The sequence below is a fragment of the Nakamurella sp. genome, from assembly GCF_044224575.1.
Lineage (GTDB): Bacteria > Actinomycetota > Actinomycetes > Mycobacteriales > Nakamurellaceae > Nakamurella.
This window is the reverse complement of sequence record NZ_JBGAKE010000010.1, coordinates 82,814-101,390: the sequence shown is the minus strand read 5'-3', so window position 1 is coordinate 101,390 and position 18,577 is coordinate 82,814. Positions and strand designations below refer to the sequence as shown.

15 protein-coding genes are annotated in these 18,577 nt (G+C 70.5%); 7 read left to right on the top strand and 8 right to left on the bottom strand.

Features of this window, described 5'->3' with window-relative positions; all coding sequences use genetic code 11:
* The first annotated feature begins 114 nt into the window (after window positions 1-114).
* Entirely contained in the window at window positions 115-951 is an 837-nt protein-coding gene (locus ACILSK_RS13345; protein WP_395727649.1) for a CPBP family intramembrane glutamic endopeptidase, read from the top strand.
* A gap of 134 nt (window positions 952-1,085) precedes the next feature.
* Here ACILSK_RS13345 and ACILSK_RS13340 read toward each other — a convergent pair whose 3' ends face one another.
* The 3 genes from ACILSK_RS13340 to ACILSK_RS13330 form a co-directional block, all read right to left on the bottom strand.
* Complete coding sequence (locus ACILSK_RS13340; protein ID WP_395727648.1) at window positions 1,086-2,051, bottom strand: DUF5926 family protein; 966 nt, start codon at window positions 2,049-2,051, stop codon at window positions 1,086-1,088.
* Between the two features lie 77 nt (window positions 2,052-2,128).
* Complete coding sequence (locus ACILSK_RS13335) at window positions 2,129-3,121, bottom strand: DUF4328 domain-containing protein (RefSeq protein ID WP_395727647.1); 993 nt, start codon at window positions 3,119-3,121, stop codon at window positions 2,129-2,131.
* A 33-nt stretch (window positions 3,122-3,154) separates the two neighbouring features.
* Window positions 3,155-3,484, bottom strand: coding sequence for a rhodanese-like domain-containing protein (locus tag ACILSK_RS13330; RefSeq protein ID WP_395727646.1), 330 nt, complete (start codon window positions 3,482-3,484; stop codon window positions 3,155-3,157).
* Between the two features lie 148 nt (window positions 3,485-3,632).
* On the opposite strand from ACILSK_RS13330, the gene sthA reads away from it, so the two are divergent.
* Entirely contained in the window at window positions 3,633-5,063 is a 1,431-nt protein-coding gene (gene sthA, locus ACILSK_RS13325) for a Si-specific NAD(P)(+) transhydrogenase (RefSeq protein ID WP_395727645.1), read from the top strand.
* Between the two features lie 114 nt (window positions 5,064-5,177).
* Window positions 5,178-5,744: a low molecular weight phosphatase family protein gene (locus tag ACILSK_RS13320; RefSeq protein ID WP_395727644.1), complete on the top strand. Its 567-nt coding sequence runs from the start codon at window positions 5,178-5,180 to the stop codon at window positions 5,742-5,744.
* 8 nt (window positions 5,745-5,752) lie between these two features.
* Here the strand turns inward: ACILSK_RS13320 and ACILSK_RS13315 are convergent, their stop codons facing one another.
* Together ACILSK_RS13315 and ACILSK_RS13310 are read right to left on the bottom strand one after the other, a co-directional pair.
* On the bottom strand, window positions 5,753-6,637 hold the full coding sequence (locus ACILSK_RS13315) for an Fpg/Nei family DNA glycosylase (protein ID WP_395727643.1): 885 nt from the start codon (window positions 6,635-6,637) through the stop codon (window positions 5,753-5,755).
* 132 nt (window positions 6,638-6,769) lie between these two features.
* The gene (locus tag ACILSK_RS13310; protein ID WP_395727642.1) at window positions 6,770-7,693 is read right to left on the bottom strand and encodes an alpha/beta hydrolase family esterase; all 924 of its coding nucleotides are present in this window, start codon (window positions 7,691-7,693) and stop codon (window positions 6,770-6,772) included.
* A gap of 246 nt (window positions 7,694-7,939) precedes the next feature.
* On the opposite strand from ACILSK_RS13310, the gene ACILSK_RS13305 reads away from it, so the two are divergent.
* Window positions 7,940-8,968 (top strand): NAD(P)H-dependent glycerol-3-phosphate dehydrogenase, encoded by a 1,029-nt coding sequence (locus ACILSK_RS13305; protein WP_395727641.1) that lies wholly within the window; start codon window positions 7,940-7,942, stop codon window positions 8,966-8,968.
* Between the two features lie 4 nt (window positions 8,969-8,972).
* Here the strand turns inward: ACILSK_RS13305 and ACILSK_RS13300 are convergent, their stop codons facing one another.
* Together ACILSK_RS13300 and ACILSK_RS13295 are read right to left on the bottom strand one after the other, a co-directional pair.
* On the bottom strand, window positions 8,973-10,304 hold the full coding sequence (locus ACILSK_RS13300; RefSeq protein ID WP_395727640.1) for a class I SAM-dependent methyltransferase: 1,332 nt from the start codon (window positions 10,302-10,304) through the stop codon (window positions 8,973-8,975).
* A gap of 354 nt (window positions 10,305-10,658) precedes the next feature.
* Complete coding sequence (locus tag ACILSK_RS13295; RefSeq protein WP_395727639.1) at window positions 10,659-11,618, bottom strand: L-lactate dehydrogenase; 960 nt, start codon at window positions 11,616-11,618, stop codon at window positions 10,659-10,661.
* Between the two features lie 315 nt (window positions 11,619-11,933).
* Here ACILSK_RS13295 and ACILSK_RS13290 point away from each other — a divergent pair, with 315 nt between their 5' ends.
* From ACILSK_RS13290 to ACILSK_RS13280, 3 genes are all read left to right on the top strand, one after another.
* Window positions 11,934-12,710, top strand: a complete 777-nt coding sequence (locus ACILSK_RS13290) for a hypothetical protein (RefSeq protein ID WP_395727638.1) — start codon at window positions 11,934-11,936, stop codon at window positions 12,708-12,710.
* 12 nt (window positions 12,711-12,722) lie between these two features.
* On the top strand, window positions 12,723-14,873 hold the full coding sequence (locus ACILSK_RS13285; protein ID WP_395727637.1) for an Rv1355c family protein: 2,151 nt from the start codon (window positions 12,723-12,725) through the stop codon (window positions 14,871-14,873).
* A gap of 93 nt (window positions 14,874-14,966) precedes the next feature.
* A complete protein-coding gene (locus ACILSK_RS13280; RefSeq protein ID WP_395727742.1) occupies window positions 14,967-16,889 on the top strand; it encodes a putative bifunctional diguanylate cyclase/phosphodiesterase in 1,923 nt (640 codons plus the stop codon).
* A gap of 43 nt (window positions 16,890-16,932) precedes the next feature.
* Here the strand turns inward: ACILSK_RS13280 and pruA are convergent, their stop codons facing one another.
* The gene (gene pruA, locus ACILSK_RS13275; RefSeq protein WP_395727636.1) at window positions 16,933-18,564 is read right to left on the bottom strand and encodes an L-glutamate gamma-semialdehyde dehydrogenase; all 1,632 of its coding nucleotides are present in this window, start codon (window positions 18,562-18,564) and stop codon (window positions 16,933-16,935) included.
* Window positions 18,565-18,577: the final 13 nt, after the last annotated feature.

The window sequence follows — 18,577 nt, the reverse complement described above, 5'->3', positions numbered from 1 at the left end:
GACAGTACTGTCCGACAACTGACGTGCGGTCGAGGTGAAGGGTTGTGGCGCCGCCGGATTCGCGTCCGGCCGGATGACACGCACCCGACCGCACCGGCTCTAAGCTGCGCGGTCATGACCACCGGTGCCCCTCCACCGCCAAGCGGCCCACCTGCGCAAACGCCGCCGCCCCCGGATCCCGATGGTTTTCTGACCCCCCGGGCCTACACCCCGCGCTCGATGTGGGTCGAACTGGTCGTGGTGTTCCTGGTCACCCTCGGCAGTAGCGGGCTGACGTCGCTGGTCAGCCTGGCCGACGCGCTGCTGGCGCCGGTGCCGCTGGCGTCCCAGACCGTCGCGATCGTGGTCCCGCAGGCCCAGGCGTCGTACCTGGATCTGATCAAGCAGCTGCTGGCGATCCTGCGGGGGGTGGCCTGGGGGGCGTTGGGCCTGTACCTGCTGTGGCGCAGCGGGGTCAACCTGCGCCGCCGGCTCGGCCTGGACGCCCGGCGACCCTGGGCGGACCTGGGCATCGGTGTCGTGCTGACCGCGATCATCGGCATCCCCGGCATCGCGCTGTATCTCGGCGCGGTCGCCGCCGGCATCAACCTGACCGTCGCCCCGTCCACCCTGAACGACGTCTGGTGGCGGCTGCCGGTGCTGGTCCTGGCCGCGATCGAGAACGGCTTCCTGGAGGAGGTGCTGGTCGTCGGGTACCTGGTCACCCGGCTGGAGCAGCTTCGGCTGCCCGGCTGGGCGGTCATCACCGTCTCCGCCGTGCTGCGCGGGTCCTACCACCTGTACCAGGGCTTCGGCGGCTTCCTCGGGAACGCGGCGATGGGCGTCGTGTTCGCCTGGTGGTTCCGCCGGACCCGCCGGCTCTGGCCACTGGTCATCGCGCACTCGCTGCTCGACATCTTCGCGTTCGCCGGATATGCCCTGCTCAAGGGCACCGTGAGTTGGCTGCCCTGACAAGCCCGGCCGGGCCGGGTAGTGCCGGGCCCCGGACCGGGCCGGAGGGGGCCCGACGGGGCCGGGTAGTGCCGGACCGGGGCCGGACCGGGCCGGAGGGGGCCCGACGGGGCCGGGTAGTGCCGGGCCCCGAGTCAGCGCAGGGTGAACTGGCGGCCCAGGATGCCGTCGCGGGCGCGGCGCTCGGCGTCGGTCAGCGGCTCGTCGACGGCCAGCGCCAGCGCCAGCCGCTCGGCGAACGCCAACGCGGGTGCGTCCCACTCACTGGCGTGGGCGTCCCGGTCCAGGTCCCAGACCGGGACCAGCCGGCCGTGCGCCCGGAACGACCCGACGTACCGGGTGCCATCGCCCAGGTCGAGCCGGTCGGCCACGGCGAGCCGGGCGAGCGCGGCCATCAGCGGCGGTTCGTCCTCGGGGCGGACCCAGCGCAAGTGCGCCCGCTCGCCGGCGTCCACCCAGTAGGCGCCGGGCAGGTCGGCGACCCGCGCGGTCGGCATGATCGCGGCGTTCGCCCGCTCCAGCGACAGCGCGACCTCGCTGCCGGGTTCGACCTGCTCCTCCAGCCACCACGAGAAGTCCTCGTGCACCGTGACGTGCAGCGGTTCGTCCACGATCAGGTCGCCGTACCGGTTGCCGATGCTCGCCCGGCCGACCACGGACAGCACCGACGACGGCTGCGCCGCGAGCGCCCACTCCAACGCGGCCGCCAGGTCCCGGGACAGGTCACCGGTGTGCGTCTGCACCTGCATGCCCAGCATGATCGAGCCGTCCGACCGGGTGAGCGCAGCGGCGGCACCGGGCAGCACGCTGGCGAGCACGACCGACGGCACGTCGTCCCGCGGTTCGATCAACGTCAGCGGGGCGCTCGCCGACGGCAGGAATTCGCGCAGGGCGATGAGCTCGGTCTCCGCGGCGAGCCCGGCGAACGGCCGGGTGACGATCAGGTCGGCCGCGTCCGCCGACCCGTGACAGGCCTTGTAGCGGCGGCCGGAGCCGCACGGGCACGGGCGGCGGGGATTCACGGACTCCGCGGGCCCGGCGGCAGATCCGGATTCGAGGACGGCGGTGGATCCCCCGGTACGGCGGCTCTTCTTCGACACCCGGCCACGGTAGCCGACCGCCGTCCGGGGACGGCCGCTCGACGCCGCCCGAAGGGTCGGAGCCGGCGGGACAACGATCAGCCCGGTGTGCCGGCCCGGGGGGCCGGCTCGGCCCCGCGGGTCGGCGCCGGCTCACGGACCACCCAACCGGCCGGGATCGCCGCCCGCCGGCGCAACAGCCGAGCGAACCGCCAGAGCATGGCCGCGCCCAGTCCGGCGCAGACCGCCGCGGCGAGATCGACGGCGATGTGCAGTTCGACGGTGTCGGCGATCGCCTGCAGGCTGCCACCGAACCCGCGGGCCAGCGCCGCCGCGACCAGTGCGGCCGAGACGATCCAGCTGAGCCACCAGCACACGGTCAGCCGGGACGCTCGTCCTCGGCTCTCCGCGGCCCGCTCGGCGCCGAGCATCCGATCGATCTCGGTGACGATCTGCCCGGCGCCGTACAGGTTCCATCCAGGCACCAGCAGGCGGGCCAGCACCGCGACCCGGGACCGGGCCGGGACCCGACCGAGGCGCAGCGCCGCCACCGGATGGGTCCGGACCAGGGCGACCGCCGACACGAGCAACGCCGCGACGGCGGACGCGACCACGCCGGCGCCGGCCGCGGCCACGAAGACGTCGCTGCCCCACACGGTCGCGGCGGGCAGCACCTTCGTCCGGCCGTCGAGCAGCAACACGAAGCGCCAGGTCTCGGCCGCCGCCGCGACCAGGGCGAGGACGGCCGTCACCGCGGCGATGACGGCCGCGGTCCGGAGCACTCCGGATGGGTCGGCCGGCGGCCGCTCGTCGCCGGCGCCCGCCGTGTCCGCCTGCCACACGACCGGCGGGAAGGACCACCGCGGCGGACGGCTGCCGTAGGACGGCGGACCGGTGTACGGCGGCTCGGCCGGCGGCGCGACCGTCCGCGGCGGTCCGCCGGGTGGCGGGTGCGCGACCCAGCGATGCCGGGGCAGCTCACAATTGGCGCAGCGCGGCCAGCCGGCGTCGATCTGCCGGACCCGGCAACGCGGGCACACCCAGGTGCGGGACGCACCCGACGGCGGCGCGAACGCGTTCGGCCCACTCATGCCCGGGGCCCGCGACCGCCCGGGGCCCGCGGCTCAGATGACCTCGGGGACGGCGTCACCGTCGGCCTCCATCGGCCGGCCCGACCGGGCCCAGCCACCCATCCCGCCGGCGACGTTCACGACGTCCCATCCCTGCTGGTTCAGGTACGCCGTCGCCCGCGCGGATCGGCCGCCGGAGCGGCAGATCACGTACACCGGGTTGCCGTCGGGGATGTCGTCGAGTCGCTCGGCGAGCTGGGTCATCGGCACGTGGACCGCGCCGGGGGCTCGCCCGGCGGCCCACTCGTCGTCCTCCCGCACGTCGAGCAACACGGCGTCCGCCGGGACCTGATCGATACTGACCTCTGGAATCGAAGCGCTCACCGGCCCATGATTCCACCGGAACCGGTTGGACCGAGCGGCCGGCGTCAACGACTGTTCACACGGTCGACGCACCTCATCAACATCCTGCGCGCAGCATGGCAACGGCCTCGGCGGTCGGGCCGGGCCGCCGCCGACGAAGGGCACTGCCATGGACACCTTCGACCTGGTCGTCATCGGATCGGGACCGGCCGGGCAGAAGGCCGCGATCGCCGCCGCCAAACTCGGGCACCGGGCCGCAGTGGTGGACCGCGGGCACATGATGGGCGGCGTCTGCATCAATACCGGCACGATCCCGTCCAAGACATTGCGCGAGGCGGTGCTGTACCTGACCGGCCTGAGCCAGCGCGAGCTGTACGGCGAGGCCTACCGGGTCAAGGACGAGATCACCATCGGTGACGTCGCCGCCCGGATCGCCCACGTGGTGAACCGCGAGGTCGACGTCGTCCGCAACCAGCTCACCCGCAACCATGTCAGCGTGCTGCCGGGCACGGCCCGGTTCACCGACCCGCACACGATCCGGGTCCAGGCCGGCGACGGCACCAGCCGGTTGATCCGCGGAGAGAAGATCGTCATTGCGGTGGGCACCAAGCCGGCCCGCCCCGGTTCGGTGGACTTCGACGGCGAGACGATCGTCGACTCCGACCAGATCCTGAACATCCAGCGGGTGCCGGCCTCGATGGTCGTGGTCGGTGCGGGCGTCATCGGCATCGAGTACGCGTCCATGTTCGCCGCGCTCGGCACCAAGGTCACCGTCGTCGAGTCCCGGTCGACGATGCTGCCGTTCTGCGACGACGAGGTCATCGAGGCCCTGAAGTACCAGCTGCGCAGCCTGGCCGTGACCTTCCGGTTCTCCGAGACGGTGGCGGAGGTGCAGAAGCACCCGGCCGGCACGCTCACCATCCTCGAATCCGGCAAGAAGATCCCCGCCGATACCGTCCTCTACTCGGCGGGACGGCAGGGCGTCACCGACGAGCTGCACGTGCAGGCGGCCGGTGTGCCTGCGTCCAACCGGGGCAAGGTCGAGGTCAACGAGAACTTCCAGACCGAGGTCGCCCACATCTATGCGGTCGGCGACGTCATCGGCTTCCCGGCCCTGGCCGCGACGGCGATGGAACAGGGTCGCCGGGCGGCCTACCACGCCTTCGACGAACCGGTCGGCAAGCTCGGCGACCTGCAGCCGATCGGCATCTACTCGATTCCGGAGATCAGCTTCGTCGGGCGTACCGAGACCCAGCTCACCGCGGCCCGGGTGCCGTTCGAGGTGGGTGTCGCCCGCTACCGGGAGCTGGCCCGCGGCGCCATCCTGGGCGACTCGTACGGGATGCTGAAGATCCTGGTGCACGCCGAATCCCGGGAACTGCTCGGCGTGCACGTGTTCGGCACCAACGCCACCGAGCTCGTGCACATCGGGCAGACCGTGATGGGCTGCGGCGGCACCGTCGACTACCTCGTCGACACCGTCTTCAACTACCCGACGCTGGCCGAGTCCTACAAAGTCGCCGCGCTCGACGCGGTGAACAAGATGCGAGCCATCGCGAAGGTCACCCAAACCGGTCTGTACCGACCCCTTCCGGAGTAAATAATTCGCCCGAATCGGACATCTCTCGACTACCAACGGTAGGGTCGGCGCCATTCGGGTCGACGGTGCTGGCCGTCGCGGTCATGGGGGTGCCGGTTGACGTTCCGGGTGTTGATGGTGTGTACCGCCAATCACTGCCGATCACCGATGGCGCAGCAGATGCTGGACCACGCGGCGACGGGTCGATTCGGCGAGGGGCACTGGGCGGTCGATTCGGCCGGAACGAACATTCCCGGGCCGTGGCCCCTGCACGAGCACGCGGCCACGGTGCTCGCGCGGCGCCTCGGCGGGGTCGCCCCGCACACGTCGCAGCCGCTGTCCAGCGCCGTGATCGGCGAATCCGACCTCATCCTGACCGCATCCCGCCGGCAGCGCGGCATCGTGGTCAAGGCGGTCCCCGCGGCCATCGGCCGCACGTTCACCATCCGGCAGTTCGCGCGACTCAGCGACGCCGTGCCGGCGCCCCTGAGCGAGCCGGACGATCCGACGGGACAGGGCCGCCGGCTCGTCACCGAGGCGAAGCTCGCCCGTTCGTCGCTGCAGCCGGTGCCGGGTGCCGATGAGGACCTGCCCGACCCGATGGGCGGTTCGCTGGCCGACTTCGAGGTGTGCGCCGACCGCCTGCAGGACGCGATCGACCGGATCCTGCGACCGCTGCCGACCGGCCACCGCACCGCCTGAGGCGGGGCCTACTTCACCAGGCGGGACAGGCGCCGATCGGCCAGCTTCCGGCCGCCGGTCTGGCAGGTCGGGCAGTACTGGAAGGACCGGTCCGCGAAGGACACCTCGGCGATCACGTCACCGCAGACCGGGCAGGGCAGCCCGGCGCGGGCGTGCACCCGGAGCCCGGTCCGCTTCTCGCCCTTCAGCCGCGCCGCCTCACCGCCGACCGACCGCAGCACGGCGTCGGTGAGCACCGTGGCCATGGCCTCGTGCAGCCGGTCCAGCTCGTCCGGACCCAACCGGCCGGCGGTGGCGTAGGGCGAAAGCTTTGCGGTGTGCAGGATCTCGTCCGAATAGGCGTTGCCGATGCCGGCGATGATCCGCTGGTCGGTGATGACGTTCTTGATCCGCCCGGTCTGGCCACCCAGCACCGCGGCCAGCGCGGCCCGGTCCAGGTCGAGGGCATCCGGGCCGAGCCGGGCGACACCGGGGACGGCCTGCGGGTCGGTGACCACGGCCGCGGTCACCGACTTGCGCGTGCCCGCCTCGGTGACGTCGAACCCGCCGCCACCGCTGAGCACCACCCGGAGCGAGATCGGCCCGCCCATCTTCGGCGGCCGCGGCGAGATCGCGTCCGACCAGCGCAGCCAACCGGCCCGGGCGAGGTGGAGCAGCAGGTGCAGCTCCGGCGGCGCGTCGTCGGGCGACGTCGGGCCGGGCGCGGTGGTCAGGTCGAGGAACTTGCCGTGCCGGCCCACACCGGACACGGTGCGACCGACCATCGCCGACGCCGGCGGGTCGAAGGTGGTCAGCACGTTGAGCGAGGCCACGGTCAGCGCGGCGATCGTCTGCCCGCCGGCGTGCTCGGTCAGGAACGCGGCCAGCGCGGTGACCTCGGGCAGCTCGGGCATGGGGCCCAGTCTGCCGGACCCCGCCCCGGACAACCATCGGCGCAGGTGTGGGTCGGCCTCGCCGGGCGGCCGGCCGGGCCGGCTCGAACCGGTCGCGGGCCGCCGGTGTGGCCGGCGGCGGCCGTCCGCCGATCAGCGCGGCGGGACGCGCCCCCGATCGCGATGGGCCAGGAAGAACCGGACGATCTCCACCGAGGCGTCCGGACCGGCCGGGTCGGTGTAGCTGCCCGCCGGTTGCCCGCCGAACCAGGCATGACCACCGCCCTGCACCACCCATGATTCGACGAGCGGCCGCCCGTCCGGATCCTCGTGCGTCGTCCGGGTGTACCCCTTCGCGGCGTCGGAGGCCGGCACCACCGTTGTCGTGCCCGGCGGCGCCGAGGCGGCGCCGGCGAGGGCCGCCCGCACCAGTTGCTCGGCGTTCACCGCCGCGACGGTGCCATCCGCGGTCCCGTGGAAGACGATCAGCGGGACCGCGCCGTGCGGCGCCGGGGCACCGCCGCCGCCCATCGCACCCAGGGCCGATCCGATATCCGTGGCGGCGCGATAGCCGACCCCGGAATGCACCCCGGCGCCCGCGAACATCTCCGGATAGGCGGCAGCCATCACCGCCGCCATCGCCCCGCCGGCGGACAGGCCGGCCACGAACACGGCGCCGGAGTCGATCGGCAGCTCACGGCAGACTTCCGTGACGATGCCGGCGATGATCGCCGGTTCGCCGGCACCGGCCGATTGGTCCTCGGGCCGGAACCAGTTCCAGTAGCCACCCGGATTGGCCCGGCGGGATTGCTCGGGGTAGACCACGACGAACGAATGGTGGTCGGCGAGGGCGTTCATGCCGGTGCCGGCGGCGAAGTCGGCCGCGTCCTGCGTGCCGCCGTGCAGCATGACGACCAACGGCACCGGCCCGCCGTCGAGAGCCGGCGGGACGTACACCAGGTAGTCGCGGGTCCCGTCGAGGCCCTGGAAGGTGCGCCGCTCCGGCTCACCCAGGGCCGCGCCCCGGAACGGAGCGACCGGCACCCCGGGCTCGGCCGGACTCGCCGGCGCGGTCATGTCCGGATGCGGCAACCCGGCCGCCGGGTCCGCGATCGACCGATCGTCATGAGTCGCCTGAACCTCTCCATCGGCTTGTCGGCCACGATCAGGTACCCGTTCGCCGGATGCCCAACCGGTTCACCCTCGCACGGCCCGGCGCCGGTGGCCGGTGACGCGTCCGGAGGCCGTGAGAGATGCACGGTCACGGCGACTGCAGCACACTGCTGACATGACCGATTTCGCCGCGCTGAGCGCGACCAGCTGATGGCCCGCACGGTGCTCCGTCGACAGCCGAAGGTGGCGGTGATCGGTTCCGGATCCTGGGGCACCAGCGTGGCGTCGATCGTGGCCCGGCATTCCCCGACCACGATCTGGGGCCGGTCCGCCGAGGTGGTCGAGCAGATCAACACCGGTCATACCAACGAGCGGTACCTGCCCGGCTTCGAGCTCGCCCCGGGGCTGATCGCGACCACCGATCTGCAGCAGGCCGTCGAACCCGCCGACATCTTGATCATGGCGGTGCCGTCGCACGGGTTCCGTGGCGCCCTGGACGACCTCGCCCCGTTCCTGCGCCCGTGGGCGCCGGTGGTCAGCCTGGTCAAGGGGCTCGAGCAGGGCAGCCGCAAGCGGATGACCGAGATCGTCGACGAGGTCCTCCCGGGGCACCCGGCCGGGGTGCTGGCCGGCCCGAACATCGCCCGCGAGGTGGTGGCCGGCTACGCCGCCGCGGCCGTCATCGCGATGCCCGACCCGCATCTGGCCGCCCAGTTGGGCGAGTTGTTCCGCACCACCTATTTCCGGATCTACTCGTCCTCCGACGTCGTGGGTGTGGAGATCGCCGGCGCGCTGAAGAACGTCTTCGCCATCGCGGTGGGGATGGGCGACGGGGTCGGCAGTGGGGACAACACCCGGGCCATGGTGATCACCCGATCGCTGCGGGAGATGACCCGACTCGGCACGGCGGTCGGCGGGCAGGCCGAGACGTTCGCCGGGCTCGCCGGCATGGGCGACCTGGTGGTCACCTGCACCAGCAAGCACAGCCGCAACCGGCACGTCGGCGAGCTGATCGGCCGGGGCGTTCCGCTGGCCGAGATCCTGGCCGGGATGAAGCAGGTGGCCGAGGGCGTCAAGACCGCATCGGTGGTGCTGAAGGTGGCCGCCGACGTCGGCGTCGACGTCCCGATCGCCCGCGAGGTCGACGCGGTGGTCAACCACGGATCCACCCCCGAACGGGCCTACCGGGGGCTGCTGAACGAGGCCCCCGGGCACGAGGTGCACGGCGACAGTTGGTGACGGCTCACTCGCGGGCGAAGCCGATCTGCAGGTCGTCCAGGTAGTCCGCGGCGAATCCGGCCTGGGAGTACGCCAGATAGAAGTTCCACATGCGGACGAACGTCTCGTCGAAGCCCAGCTCGAGCACCTCGGGCAGCCGGTCGTTGAACGAGTGCCGCCACTGCTCCAGCGTGGGCACGTAGGAATGGCCGAGGCGGCGGGTCTCCTGGATCCGCAGCCGGGTCTGCCCGGTGACGACCTGGTCGATCGCCGTCAGCGAGGGCAGCGCGCCGCCGGGGAAGACGTACTTGTGCACCCAGGTATAGCCGTTGCGGGTGGCCAGCAGCCGTTCGTGGGCCATGGTGATCGCCTGCAGGCCGAGCCGACCACCGTCCGCGAGCATCCGGTCGATCGCCCCGAAGTAGTCGGGCCAGTAGCGTTCGCCGACCGCCTCGATCATCTCGACGCTGACCACTGCGTCGTAGCTGCCTGCCTCCCGAACGGCGTGCTGCCGGTAGTCCTCGAGCAGCACGTCGACCCGGTGGGACAGACCCGCATCCGCGATCCGGCGCAGAGCCAGGTCACGCTGCGCCTCGGACAGGGTCAGCGTGGTGACGTGCACGTCCCGGTCCTGGGCGGCCCGCATGGCCAGGGCGCCCCACCCGGAACCGATCTCCAGGACGCGCATGCCCGGCCGGACCCGGGCCAGGTCCAGGACTGCATCGATCTTGCGCACCTGCGCGGCCGGCAGGTCGTCACCCGGCTCGAACCAGGCCGCCGAGTAGGTCAGACTCGGGTCCAGGAACAGCGCGAACAGCTCGTTCGACAGGTCGTAGTGCCGATGGATGTTCTCGCGTGCCCCGGTCGGAGTGTTCTCCTCGACCGCCGGCAGCCGGTGCTGCCACATCCGCCGCAGGACCTGCAAGGGACGCGGCACCAACACCGACATTCGGTGCGCCAGCACCTCCAGCACGTCGGCCAGCTCATCGGTGGCCGCATTGACCAGGTCGGGGTCGAGCGCGCGGGGGTCGGTTCGCGCCTGACCGACCGGCAACTGCCAGCCGCCGGTCGTCAGCTCGCCGGTCATCCAGGCCTCGCCGAAGCCGATCAGGCCGTCGGCGCCGAGACGGGCGAAGAAGCGGTCCGGCCGGACCACCTCCAGGGTGGGCCCGCCGGCCCCCCATCGGGTGCCGTCCGGGAACAGCAGGGTCATCGGGAGAGTGCGGACCGCCGCCGCGGCCAGCCGGCGGGCGATCGCCGCGTGCACCGGAACGCGGGGCACGTCGAACAATCCTGGCCACACGCCCGCCGCGGGCCATGGGGTCAGATGACGCCGAGTCGGGGTGAGCAGAGCCATCGAGCGCAGGTCCTTTCACGTCGGAGCGTCCGGCCGAAGCACGGATCCGGTTGCCCATCATTCGGGGCCGGCAGGCCCGCGGATGGTTCCCCGGGGAATGCCGACCCATTCTGATCGACTACCGCTCGTGACGCCCGGGCGGATTCGCCTCCGGCCAGATCGGGATCCTGGTGTCGACGGCCCGGACCGGAGCCGGCCGGACGGCCGGCTCCGGTCCGGGCGCCGCGCTGAACAAACCAGGCTCCTGCGTCGCCCGATTGCCTGCGCCCGGTCCTACTGCCATATGGCGGCCAGCACCCGAGGGGTGCCCTGGGGCGATGCGGCGACGAAGGAGCCGGCTTGTTCAGGGCACCCCTACAGGCCCAGCGACGAGGCGACCGACTTGACCTCGGCGGCCGACGCCTTCAGCAACTCCACCTCGCGGCCGGACAGGGGCACGTCGAGCATGCCGCCGATGCCGTCCTTGTTGACCAGCGAGGGCAGCGACAGGCACACATCGGAGATCCCGTGGAAGCCGTCGAGCAGCGACGACACCGGCAGGACGCCGTTCTCGTCGCGCAGGATCGCCTCGATCACCCGGGCCCCGGCCAACCCGACGGCGTAGTTCGTGGCCCCCTTGCCCTGGATGATCGCGTACGCGGCGTTGACGACGTCGTGCGCGATCTGCGCCTCCTGATCCTCGTCCAACCGCGCCCCGCCGGGCGAGACGAACTCCAGCACCGGGACCGTGCCGATGCTGGCGGTGCTCCACAACGGAAACTCCGAATCGCCGTGCTCGCCGGCGATAAAGGCGTGCACGCTTTGCGAAGCCACACCGAGCTTGCGGGCGATCACCTGGCGCAGCCGCGCCGAATCCAGCACCGTGCCGCTGCCCAGCACGCGGCCCTTCGGCAGGCCGGAGAACTTGAGGGCGGCATAGGTCAGCACGTCGACCGGGTTGGTCACCATCACGATGACCGCGTCCGGGGCGACCGCCAGCAGCTTCGGAATCAGCGCCCGGCAGATGTCCACGTTGATTCCGGCGAGCTCGAGCCGGGTCTGCCCGGGCCGTTGCTTGGCGCCCGCGGTGATCGCGATGACGTCGGCGTTGGCGCAGACGGCCACGTCGTCCGAACCGTCCACATCAGCGGGCGGACAGAACTGCAGACCGTGCCGCAGATCGAGCACCTCGGCCTCCACCTTGGCGGTGGCCATGTCGTACAGCACGACGTCGTGGGCGATGCCACGAATCAGACATGCATAGGCGAGGGTGGCGCCGACCGAACCGGCCCCCACAATCGCAACCTTGTTCCGTCTCAGAGAAATATCAGTCATGGCCAAACCGTAACGATCGGCCGGCCCGGCGGCAGGGCCAAAGGTCACGAGACCGCGGCCCGGCCCGGCCCCCGCACTACGTGCCCGGAGGCCGGTTCGGGACTGGGCACATCGAGTCCGCGGACCCGGCGCCGTTTCCCCCGGACGGCAAAAATGCCGCACCGTCTCACGCAACGTGACCGTGCATCAGCCGAATGGAGCCCAAAAGAGTGCGCTGACCGGACATATCAGCCGGTTCGGATTAATCGGACACTACTGTGTGATTGTGATCACCACTCCAGAGTGCATTCTAATGGCTCCAGTGGACTAATACGCATGGCCAACTATCATCAGCTGGTGAACGTTGCCACGCTAAGCATGGGCCGGCCGGACCTAAAGTTGCCGTTTGACCGTGAGCTCATTACGCTGCGTAGTTATACGATCACCGGAACTCCCTACTCGATCGTGGTCGCCCGCCCCGACGCCGAGCCCCAGTTATGGGAGGACTACCTTTCCGGCGCGCTCAGCAGTTATCGCAAGTACGGCGTCGAGCGGGTGCTCGAATACGAGAAGGTGGCACCCGGAGAAACGACCACGCTGTTCATGCCCATCGTCGACCCGAATGGTGCAGTGGTCGGTGGCGTGCGAGTCCAGGGTCCGTACCAGGACCCGGACGAGGCCCATGCCCTGGTCGAGTGGGACGGGCGGGCGGGAGCCAGGGCCCTGCGCCGGCACCTCGCGTCAAGGGTCCCCGCCGGGGTCGTCGAGATGAAGACGGGGTGGGTCAGTGACGACATCCGCGCCAAGCACATCCTCGCCGACGCCATCGCGCGAACGCCGATGCACGCCATGCATCTGCTCGACATCCGCTTCGCCCTGTGCACCGTCGCCGATCATGCCGTGCGCCGCTGGTGCGCGAGCGGCGCGCAGTGCAGCGAAGACGTCCGCCCCGTCGCCTATCCCGACGACCGGTACCAGACCGCGCCGATCTGGTGGGACCGGGCCACCGTGCCCGCCCGGATCGAGAAAGACCATCTGGTGTCGCTGCTCGACGAGCAGGTTCAGCTCGGCCTGCCATACGGGCTGGCCGGATCCCGTCCTGCCGCCGCGTGAGATCATTGCGGCGTGCAGCCGGTTGATCACCCCGCGTATATCCCCATCCTCCTGGACGACCGAGATCCGGAACAGGCTCGCCAGCTCTCCGACCTGATGTCCGATTCCTCGGTGGCGGTCGTCGATCACCTCCCCGAGATGCGCCGGGAACTGGCCGCCCTGCTCCCCGAGCCGGCGGCCGGGATCCTGACCGAGCCCGCCCGCTGGGCCTATTACCCCTGGCACCGGACGGTGCTTCGGATCCTCGGACCCGACGCCTTCGCGCGGCTGCGACTGGATCGAAACCGGCTCAAGATCAAGGCATCCGAACAGGCCCGGTTGCGCCGCCTCCGGGTGGGCGTCGTCGGCCTGAGCACCGGCCACGTCATCGCCCACGGGCTGGCCGTCGAGGGCCTTTGTGGTTATTTGCGGATCGCGGATTTCGACAGCGTCAGCCTTTCGAATCTCAATCGCATCCCTGGCACCATCTTTGATATCGGGCTGAACAAGGCGGTCGTGCTGGCGCGGCGGATCAAAGAGATCGATCCGTACCTCGCTGTCGACATCGAAACCAGGGGCGTCGACCACAGCAACGTCGACGACTTCGTTCGCGGGCTCGATTTGGTGGTCGAGCAATGCGACTCCTTCGACATGAAGCTGTCGGTGCGACTGGCCGCCCGGCGGTACCGGATTCCGGTAGTCATGGAGACGAACGACCGCGGACTTTTCGACGTGGAGCGATTCGACCTGGAGCCGAACCGACCAATCTTTCACGGCCTGCTGGGCCCGGTCGAACCGGCGGACCTGCACGAGCTGACTATGGAACAGAAGACTCGTTACCTGCTGCAGATCCTCACCCCCGATCAGCTGTCGGTGGGCGCCGCCGCGTCGATGGTCGAACTCGATCGAACGATCGCCAATTGGCCGCAATTAGGTAGCGAGACCCAGATCGGTGCGGCGACGGTGGCGGCCGCCGTGCGCCGTTTCGGATTGTCGTTACCGTTGCCTTCGGGCCGGATTCGCGTCGATCTCGAGGAGAGCCTGGACCACCTGGCCGACGGGTTGAACGCGACGGTCGTTTCCGGGAACGACACGGCGGACGTCGACGACCGATCCGGCGAGAACCTCGCGGCTGCCATTCCGGACTCACCCATGGAGGCAGTCATCCATGCCGCCCGAATGGCGCCCTCCGGCGGCAACAGTCAGCCATGGCGCATCGAGGCCTCTGCCGATCGGGTGCGAATCAGCGTCTCCACCGAGTCGACGACGACCATGGACGTGGCCGGGCGGGGCAGCCTGGTCGCGCTCGGCGCGGCGGCCTTCAACGGCCGAGTGGCCGCCGCCCGACATCGGGTGCTCGGCCCGGTCACGGTGCACACCGGGCCGGCCGCACCGGCCGTCGAGATCGCACTGAGTCCCGGGGAAGACAGCGCTCTCGCGTCGTTGTACCCGGCGATGATCCTGCGGATGTCGAATCGGACCGACGGCAAGGGGCTGCCGATCTCCGATGAGGTGGTCGGCCATCTCACCGCGGCGGCCCGGGCCGAGGGCGCGCGACTCCACCTGATCACCGAGGACGCGCGCCGGGACCGGCTGGCCGCCATCCTGGCCGAATCGGACCGAATTCGTTACCTCACGCCGCGCTTGCACCGTGAGATGATTTCCGAACTGCGCTGGCCCGGGTCCGGTGAACTTGATCGAGGGCTCGATGTCCGAACCCTGGGCCTGACCGCGAGCCAGCGCCTGCTGCTGCCTATGCTGTCTCGCCCGGAGGTGATGACCAGGCTCACTCCGGAGGCCGATCTCGGTTCGGCACTGGGAAAACCGACGGCCGACCGGATCCGGTCCGCATCCGGAATCGCGATCATATCGGTCGACGGCCAATCCACCGACGACTACATTCGGGGCGGCGCGGCGGTGGAGCGGGTATGGGTCACCGCGCAGCACGATGGATTGGGGGCGTACCCGGTGTCGCCCACCTTCATTTTCGCCAGGAGCGAGGCTGAGTTGATGTCCTTGTCCCCGGACCATGCGGAATACTTGGGCCGGCTGCAGGCCGAATTCGCCGAAATCGTCGAGCTCGGGTCGGCCGCGCCCGCATTGGTACTGCGTTTGACCCATGAACCGGCGGAGGCCGAACGCAGCCGCCGGTTGGCACGGTCAGTGGTGATGGCCCGGCCCTGACCGGCCGGGCCACGTGGACGAACGGGAGGAGGTGGGTTGGTGCAGGTGAAGTTGACGCTCGAGGAATTGGTCACCCAGGCCGCCACGGATCTGATGGGTGTGACCGCCCCGACGATGCACGCCGACGTCCAACAACTGCTCCGGTTACTCGTGGAGTATTTCGGCGTCGACAACAGTTTCCTGCGACGCAACGATCATGTGAAACACGCGACCATCCTGGTCGCGGAATGGCCGCCGCGAGATAACGTGCCCGACCCCGACCCGCTCGGTGTCGTCGAGTTCAAAGGCGCCGAACCGACGTTCGCCGCTTCCGAGCACCTGACGTCCGTGGTGATCATCCGGCCGGGCACGTTCGACGCCGCGCCGATCGACGATACCGAGTATCAGGACCGGATCCGGCGGGCGTCCGGCGTGGAGGGCGGGGTCTCGCTCGCGGTCGTTCCGCTGCTGGGTGTCGAGCAGACGATGGGAATTCTGGGGTTCGTCAAGCACGGCGACCGCGAATGGGATGTCGCGGAGATCAACGCGCTGCGCGCGGTGGCCGGCCTGCTCGCGCAGCTCCAGGCGCGCATCGCGGCCGAGGAGCGCCTGCGCTATCTCGCCTATCACGACGAACTGACCGACGTCGCCAACCGCCGATCGCTGATCGACCACCTGACCGAGCGGTTGCAGCCGGAACAGCCCGGTCCGGTCGGCCTGATCTTCATGGACGTCGATCGGCTCAAGGCCCTCAACAGCTTCTTCGGGCACGCCGCCGGCGACCAGTACCTGCAGACCCTGGCGAACCGGCTGCACGACCGCACCGATCCCATCCATCTGCTCGCCCGCCTGGGTGGCGACGAGTTCGTCCTCGTGATGGCCGGGTCGACCGACGAGGCGACGGCCCGCGCCAAGGCCGAGGAACTGCGCGCGATCGCCAACGAGTCGATCCTGGTCGGCGGCGAGGAGGTCAGCCGGGCGGTCAGCATCGGCGTCGCCCTCGGCTATCCGGGTCTGTCGACCGCCTCCGAGGTGATGGACCAGGCCGATCAGGCGATGTTGGAGGCCAAGAGCCGCGGCGGCAACGAGATCAGCCTGTTCTCCGCGCAGATGCGCCAGGCCAACGAGATCCGGACGGACATCGAGCTCCACATCGGATCCGCCATCCGGGACGGCTCGCTCGTGTTGAACTACCAGCCTGAGGTCGACCTGCGCAACGGACGGATCCTGGGCGTCGAGGCCCTGGTTCGCTGGCCGCATCCGACCCTTGGCCTGTTGCAGCCCTCCGCGTTCATCGACGTCGTCGAGGCCACGAACCTCGCCGGCGAGCTGGGGCGCTGGGTCCTGGGCCAGGCGTGCCGCCAACAGCATCTGTGGCAGCAGCGTTTTCCGGACCACCCGCTGAACATGGCGGTGAACATCTCACCGGCCCAGCTGATCACCCTCGACTTCGTGGCCACCGTGGCCCGGGTGCTGGACGAGCATCAGGTGGATGGTCACCGGCTGACCCTGGAGATCACCGAACAGGCCCTGGTCCGGGACACCGACCAGGCCCTGGCCACCTTGCGCGGGCTCCAACAGATCGGGGTCCGGGTGGCCATCGACGACTTCGGCACCGGCTACAGCTCTTTCGCGCAGCTCAAAACGCTGCCGGTGGACACCTTGAAGATCGATAAGGGGTTCATCCTCCAGCTGGGCGCCAACCCGGACGATCTGGCCATCGTCCGCTCGATCATCGGTCTCGCCGGATCCCTCGGCATGGAGCTCGTCGCCGAAGGCGTGGAAACCGAGATCGCCGCCTCGATGCTGGTCGATCTGGGCTGCACCCACGCACAGGGATTCCTGTTCGCCGGGCCCCGACCCCCGGCCGACATCGAACTGATCCTGGCCGCCGGAGGGTGCCCACCGAAGGCCGGTCCGGGCTGCCCCCCCGGGGTCGACGGCCCGGCCGCAGGACCGCGCACCACGTCCGGGTACGGCGACCTGACGGCACCGCCGACCCGCAACGGGCGGCGGTTCCGGCCCGCCGAACCCTGAGCCACTCCGCGACCCGCGCGCGCCGGACGGCCGGGACCGCCGCTCAGCGCAGGTGCTGATGCGGGTAAGCCACCGAGGTCGCCGCGACGAACGTCTCCTTGATCGACCGCGGCGAGGTCCAGCGCATCAGATTCGCCGCCGAACCCGCCTTGTCGTTGGTCCCGGAGGCCCGGGCCCCGCCGAACGGCTGCTGGCCGACCACCGCGCCGGTGGGCTTGTCATTGATGTAGAAGTTCCCGGCGGTGTACCGCAGCGCGGCCGCGGCCGTGGCGACGGCAGCCCGATCCCGCGCGATCACCGACCCGGTCAGCGCGTACGGGGACGCCTGATCGACCTCACGCAGCACCGCGGCGAACTCCGAGTCCGGGTAGACGTGCACCGACAGGATCGGTCCGAAGTACTCCTGGCAGAAGATCTCGTCCCGCGGGTCGGTGCCCTGCAACAGGGTGGGCCGAACGAAGTAACCCTGTTCGCCGTCATAGCGGCCGCCGGCGAGCACGGTCACCGAGTCGGTGGCGTGCGCACGGTCGATGGCCGCCGTCAGCCGGCCGAACGACCGGTCGTCGATGACCGCGCTGGTGAAGTTGCTCAGGTCCTCCACCGACCCCGTGGTGAGCGCGTCCGTCTCCCCGATCAGGCCGTCCCTCATCGTGCGCCAGATCGACTCGGGAACGTACGCGCGGGAGGCCGCCGAGCACTTCTGCCCGGAGTACTCGAAGGCGCCGCGGACCAGTGCGGTGCGTAGCACGTCAACGTCGGCCGAGGGGTGCGCGACCACGAAGTCCTTACCCCCGGTCTCCCCCACCAGCCGCGGGTAGCTGCGGTAGCCGGCGATGTTCGCGCCGACGGCCGACCAGAGCTGCTGGAAGACCCGGGTGGAGCCGGTGAAGTGGATGCCGGCCAGATCCGGATGGGCGAGCACCACCTCGGAGATCTCCGGACCTGTCCCCGGCAGCATGTTGATCACTCCGGGCGGCAGGCCGGCCTCGATCAGCAGGTCCATCGTCAGCGACGCGGCCAGCTGTTGCGTGGTGGACGGCTTCCACACCACCACATTGCCCATCAGCGCCGGGGCCGTCGGCAGATTGCCGGCGATCGCGGTGAAGTTGAACGGGGTGACGGCGTAGACGAAGCCCTCCAGCGGCCGGTGATCGGTCCGGTTCCAGATCCCCGGCGCGTTGGCGATCGGCTGGTCGGCCAGGATCTGCCGGGCGAAATGCACGTTGAACCGCCAGAAGTCGGCCATCTCGCACGCGGAGTCGATCTCCGCCTGGTAGGCCGTCTTGGCCTGGCCGAGCATGGTCGCCGCGTTGATCCGAGCCCGCCACGGCCCGGCCAGCAGGTCGGCCGCCCGCAGCAGGATGGCCGCGCGCGAGTCGAAATCCATCGAGCGCCAGGCCGCGGCGGCGGCGAGCGCGGCCTCGATCGCCAGGCGCGCATCGACCTGCAGCGCATGTGCGCTTCTGCCCAGCACGCGGTGGTGGTCGAACGGCGCGACCACCTGGAACGGCTCGCCGGCGGGCTCGTGGCGCTCCCCGCCGATCACCGCCGGGAGATCGAGCGGGGCCGTGAAGCCGGCCAGGGCGTCGATCAGCGCGGCGCGCTCGGCCGAGCCGGGGGCGTAGTTCAGGACGGTCTCGTTGACCGGCTGGGGGGGATGGGTGACGGCGTCCATGGGTGTCCTTTCG

Excerpts from the sequence above, each read along its gene's own strand:
- ACILSK_RS13295 (WP_395727639.1), bottom strand. The coding sequence starts at position 11,618 with ATGACTGATATTTCTCTGAGACGGAACAAGGTTGCGATTGTGGGGGCC.
- ACILSK_RS13300 (WP_395727640.1), bottom strand. The coding sequence starts at position 10,304 with ATGGCTCTGCTCACCCCGACTCGGCGTCATCTGACCCCATGGCCCGCG.
- ACILSK_RS13345 (WP_395727649.1), top strand. The coding sequence starts at position 115 with ATGACCACCGGTGCCCCTCCACCGCCAAGCGGCCCACCTGCGCAAACG.
- ACILSK_RS13290 (WP_395727638.1), top strand. The coding sequence starts at position 11,934 with ATGGCCAACTATCATCAGCTGGTGAACGTTGCCACGCTAAGCATGGGC.
- ACILSK_RS13310 (WP_395727642.1), bottom strand. The coding sequence starts at position 7,693 with ATGACCGCGCCGGCGAGTCCGGCCGAGCCCGGGGTGCCGGTCGCTCCG.
- pruA (WP_395727636.1), bottom strand. The coding sequence starts at position 18,564 with ATGGACGCCGTCACCCATCCCCCCCAGCCGGTCAACGAGACCGTCCTG.
- ACILSK_RS13315 (WP_395727643.1), bottom strand. The coding sequence starts at position 6,637 with ATGCCCGAGCTGCCCGAGGTCACCGCGCTGGCCGCGTTCCTGACCGAG.
- sthA (WP_395727645.1), top strand. The coding sequence starts at position 3,633 with ATGGACACCTTCGACCTGGTCGTCATCGGATCGGGACCGGCCGGGCAG.
- ACILSK_RS13320 (WP_395727644.1), top strand. The coding sequence starts at position 5,178 with ATGGTGTGTACCGCCAATCACTGCCGATCACCGATGGCGCAGCAGATG.
- ACILSK_RS13335 (WP_395727647.1), bottom strand. The coding sequence starts at position 3,121 with ATGAGTGGGCCGAACGCGTTCGCGCCGCCGTCGGGTGCGTCCCGCACC.
- ACILSK_RS13305 (WP_395727641.1), top strand. The coding sequence starts at position 7,940 with ATGGCCCGCACGGTGCTCCGTCGACAGCCGAAGGTGGCGGTGATCGGT.
- ACILSK_RS13280 (WP_395727742.1), top strand. The coding sequence starts at position 14,967 with ATGGGTGTGACCGCCCCGACGATGCACGCCGACGTCCAACAACTGCTC.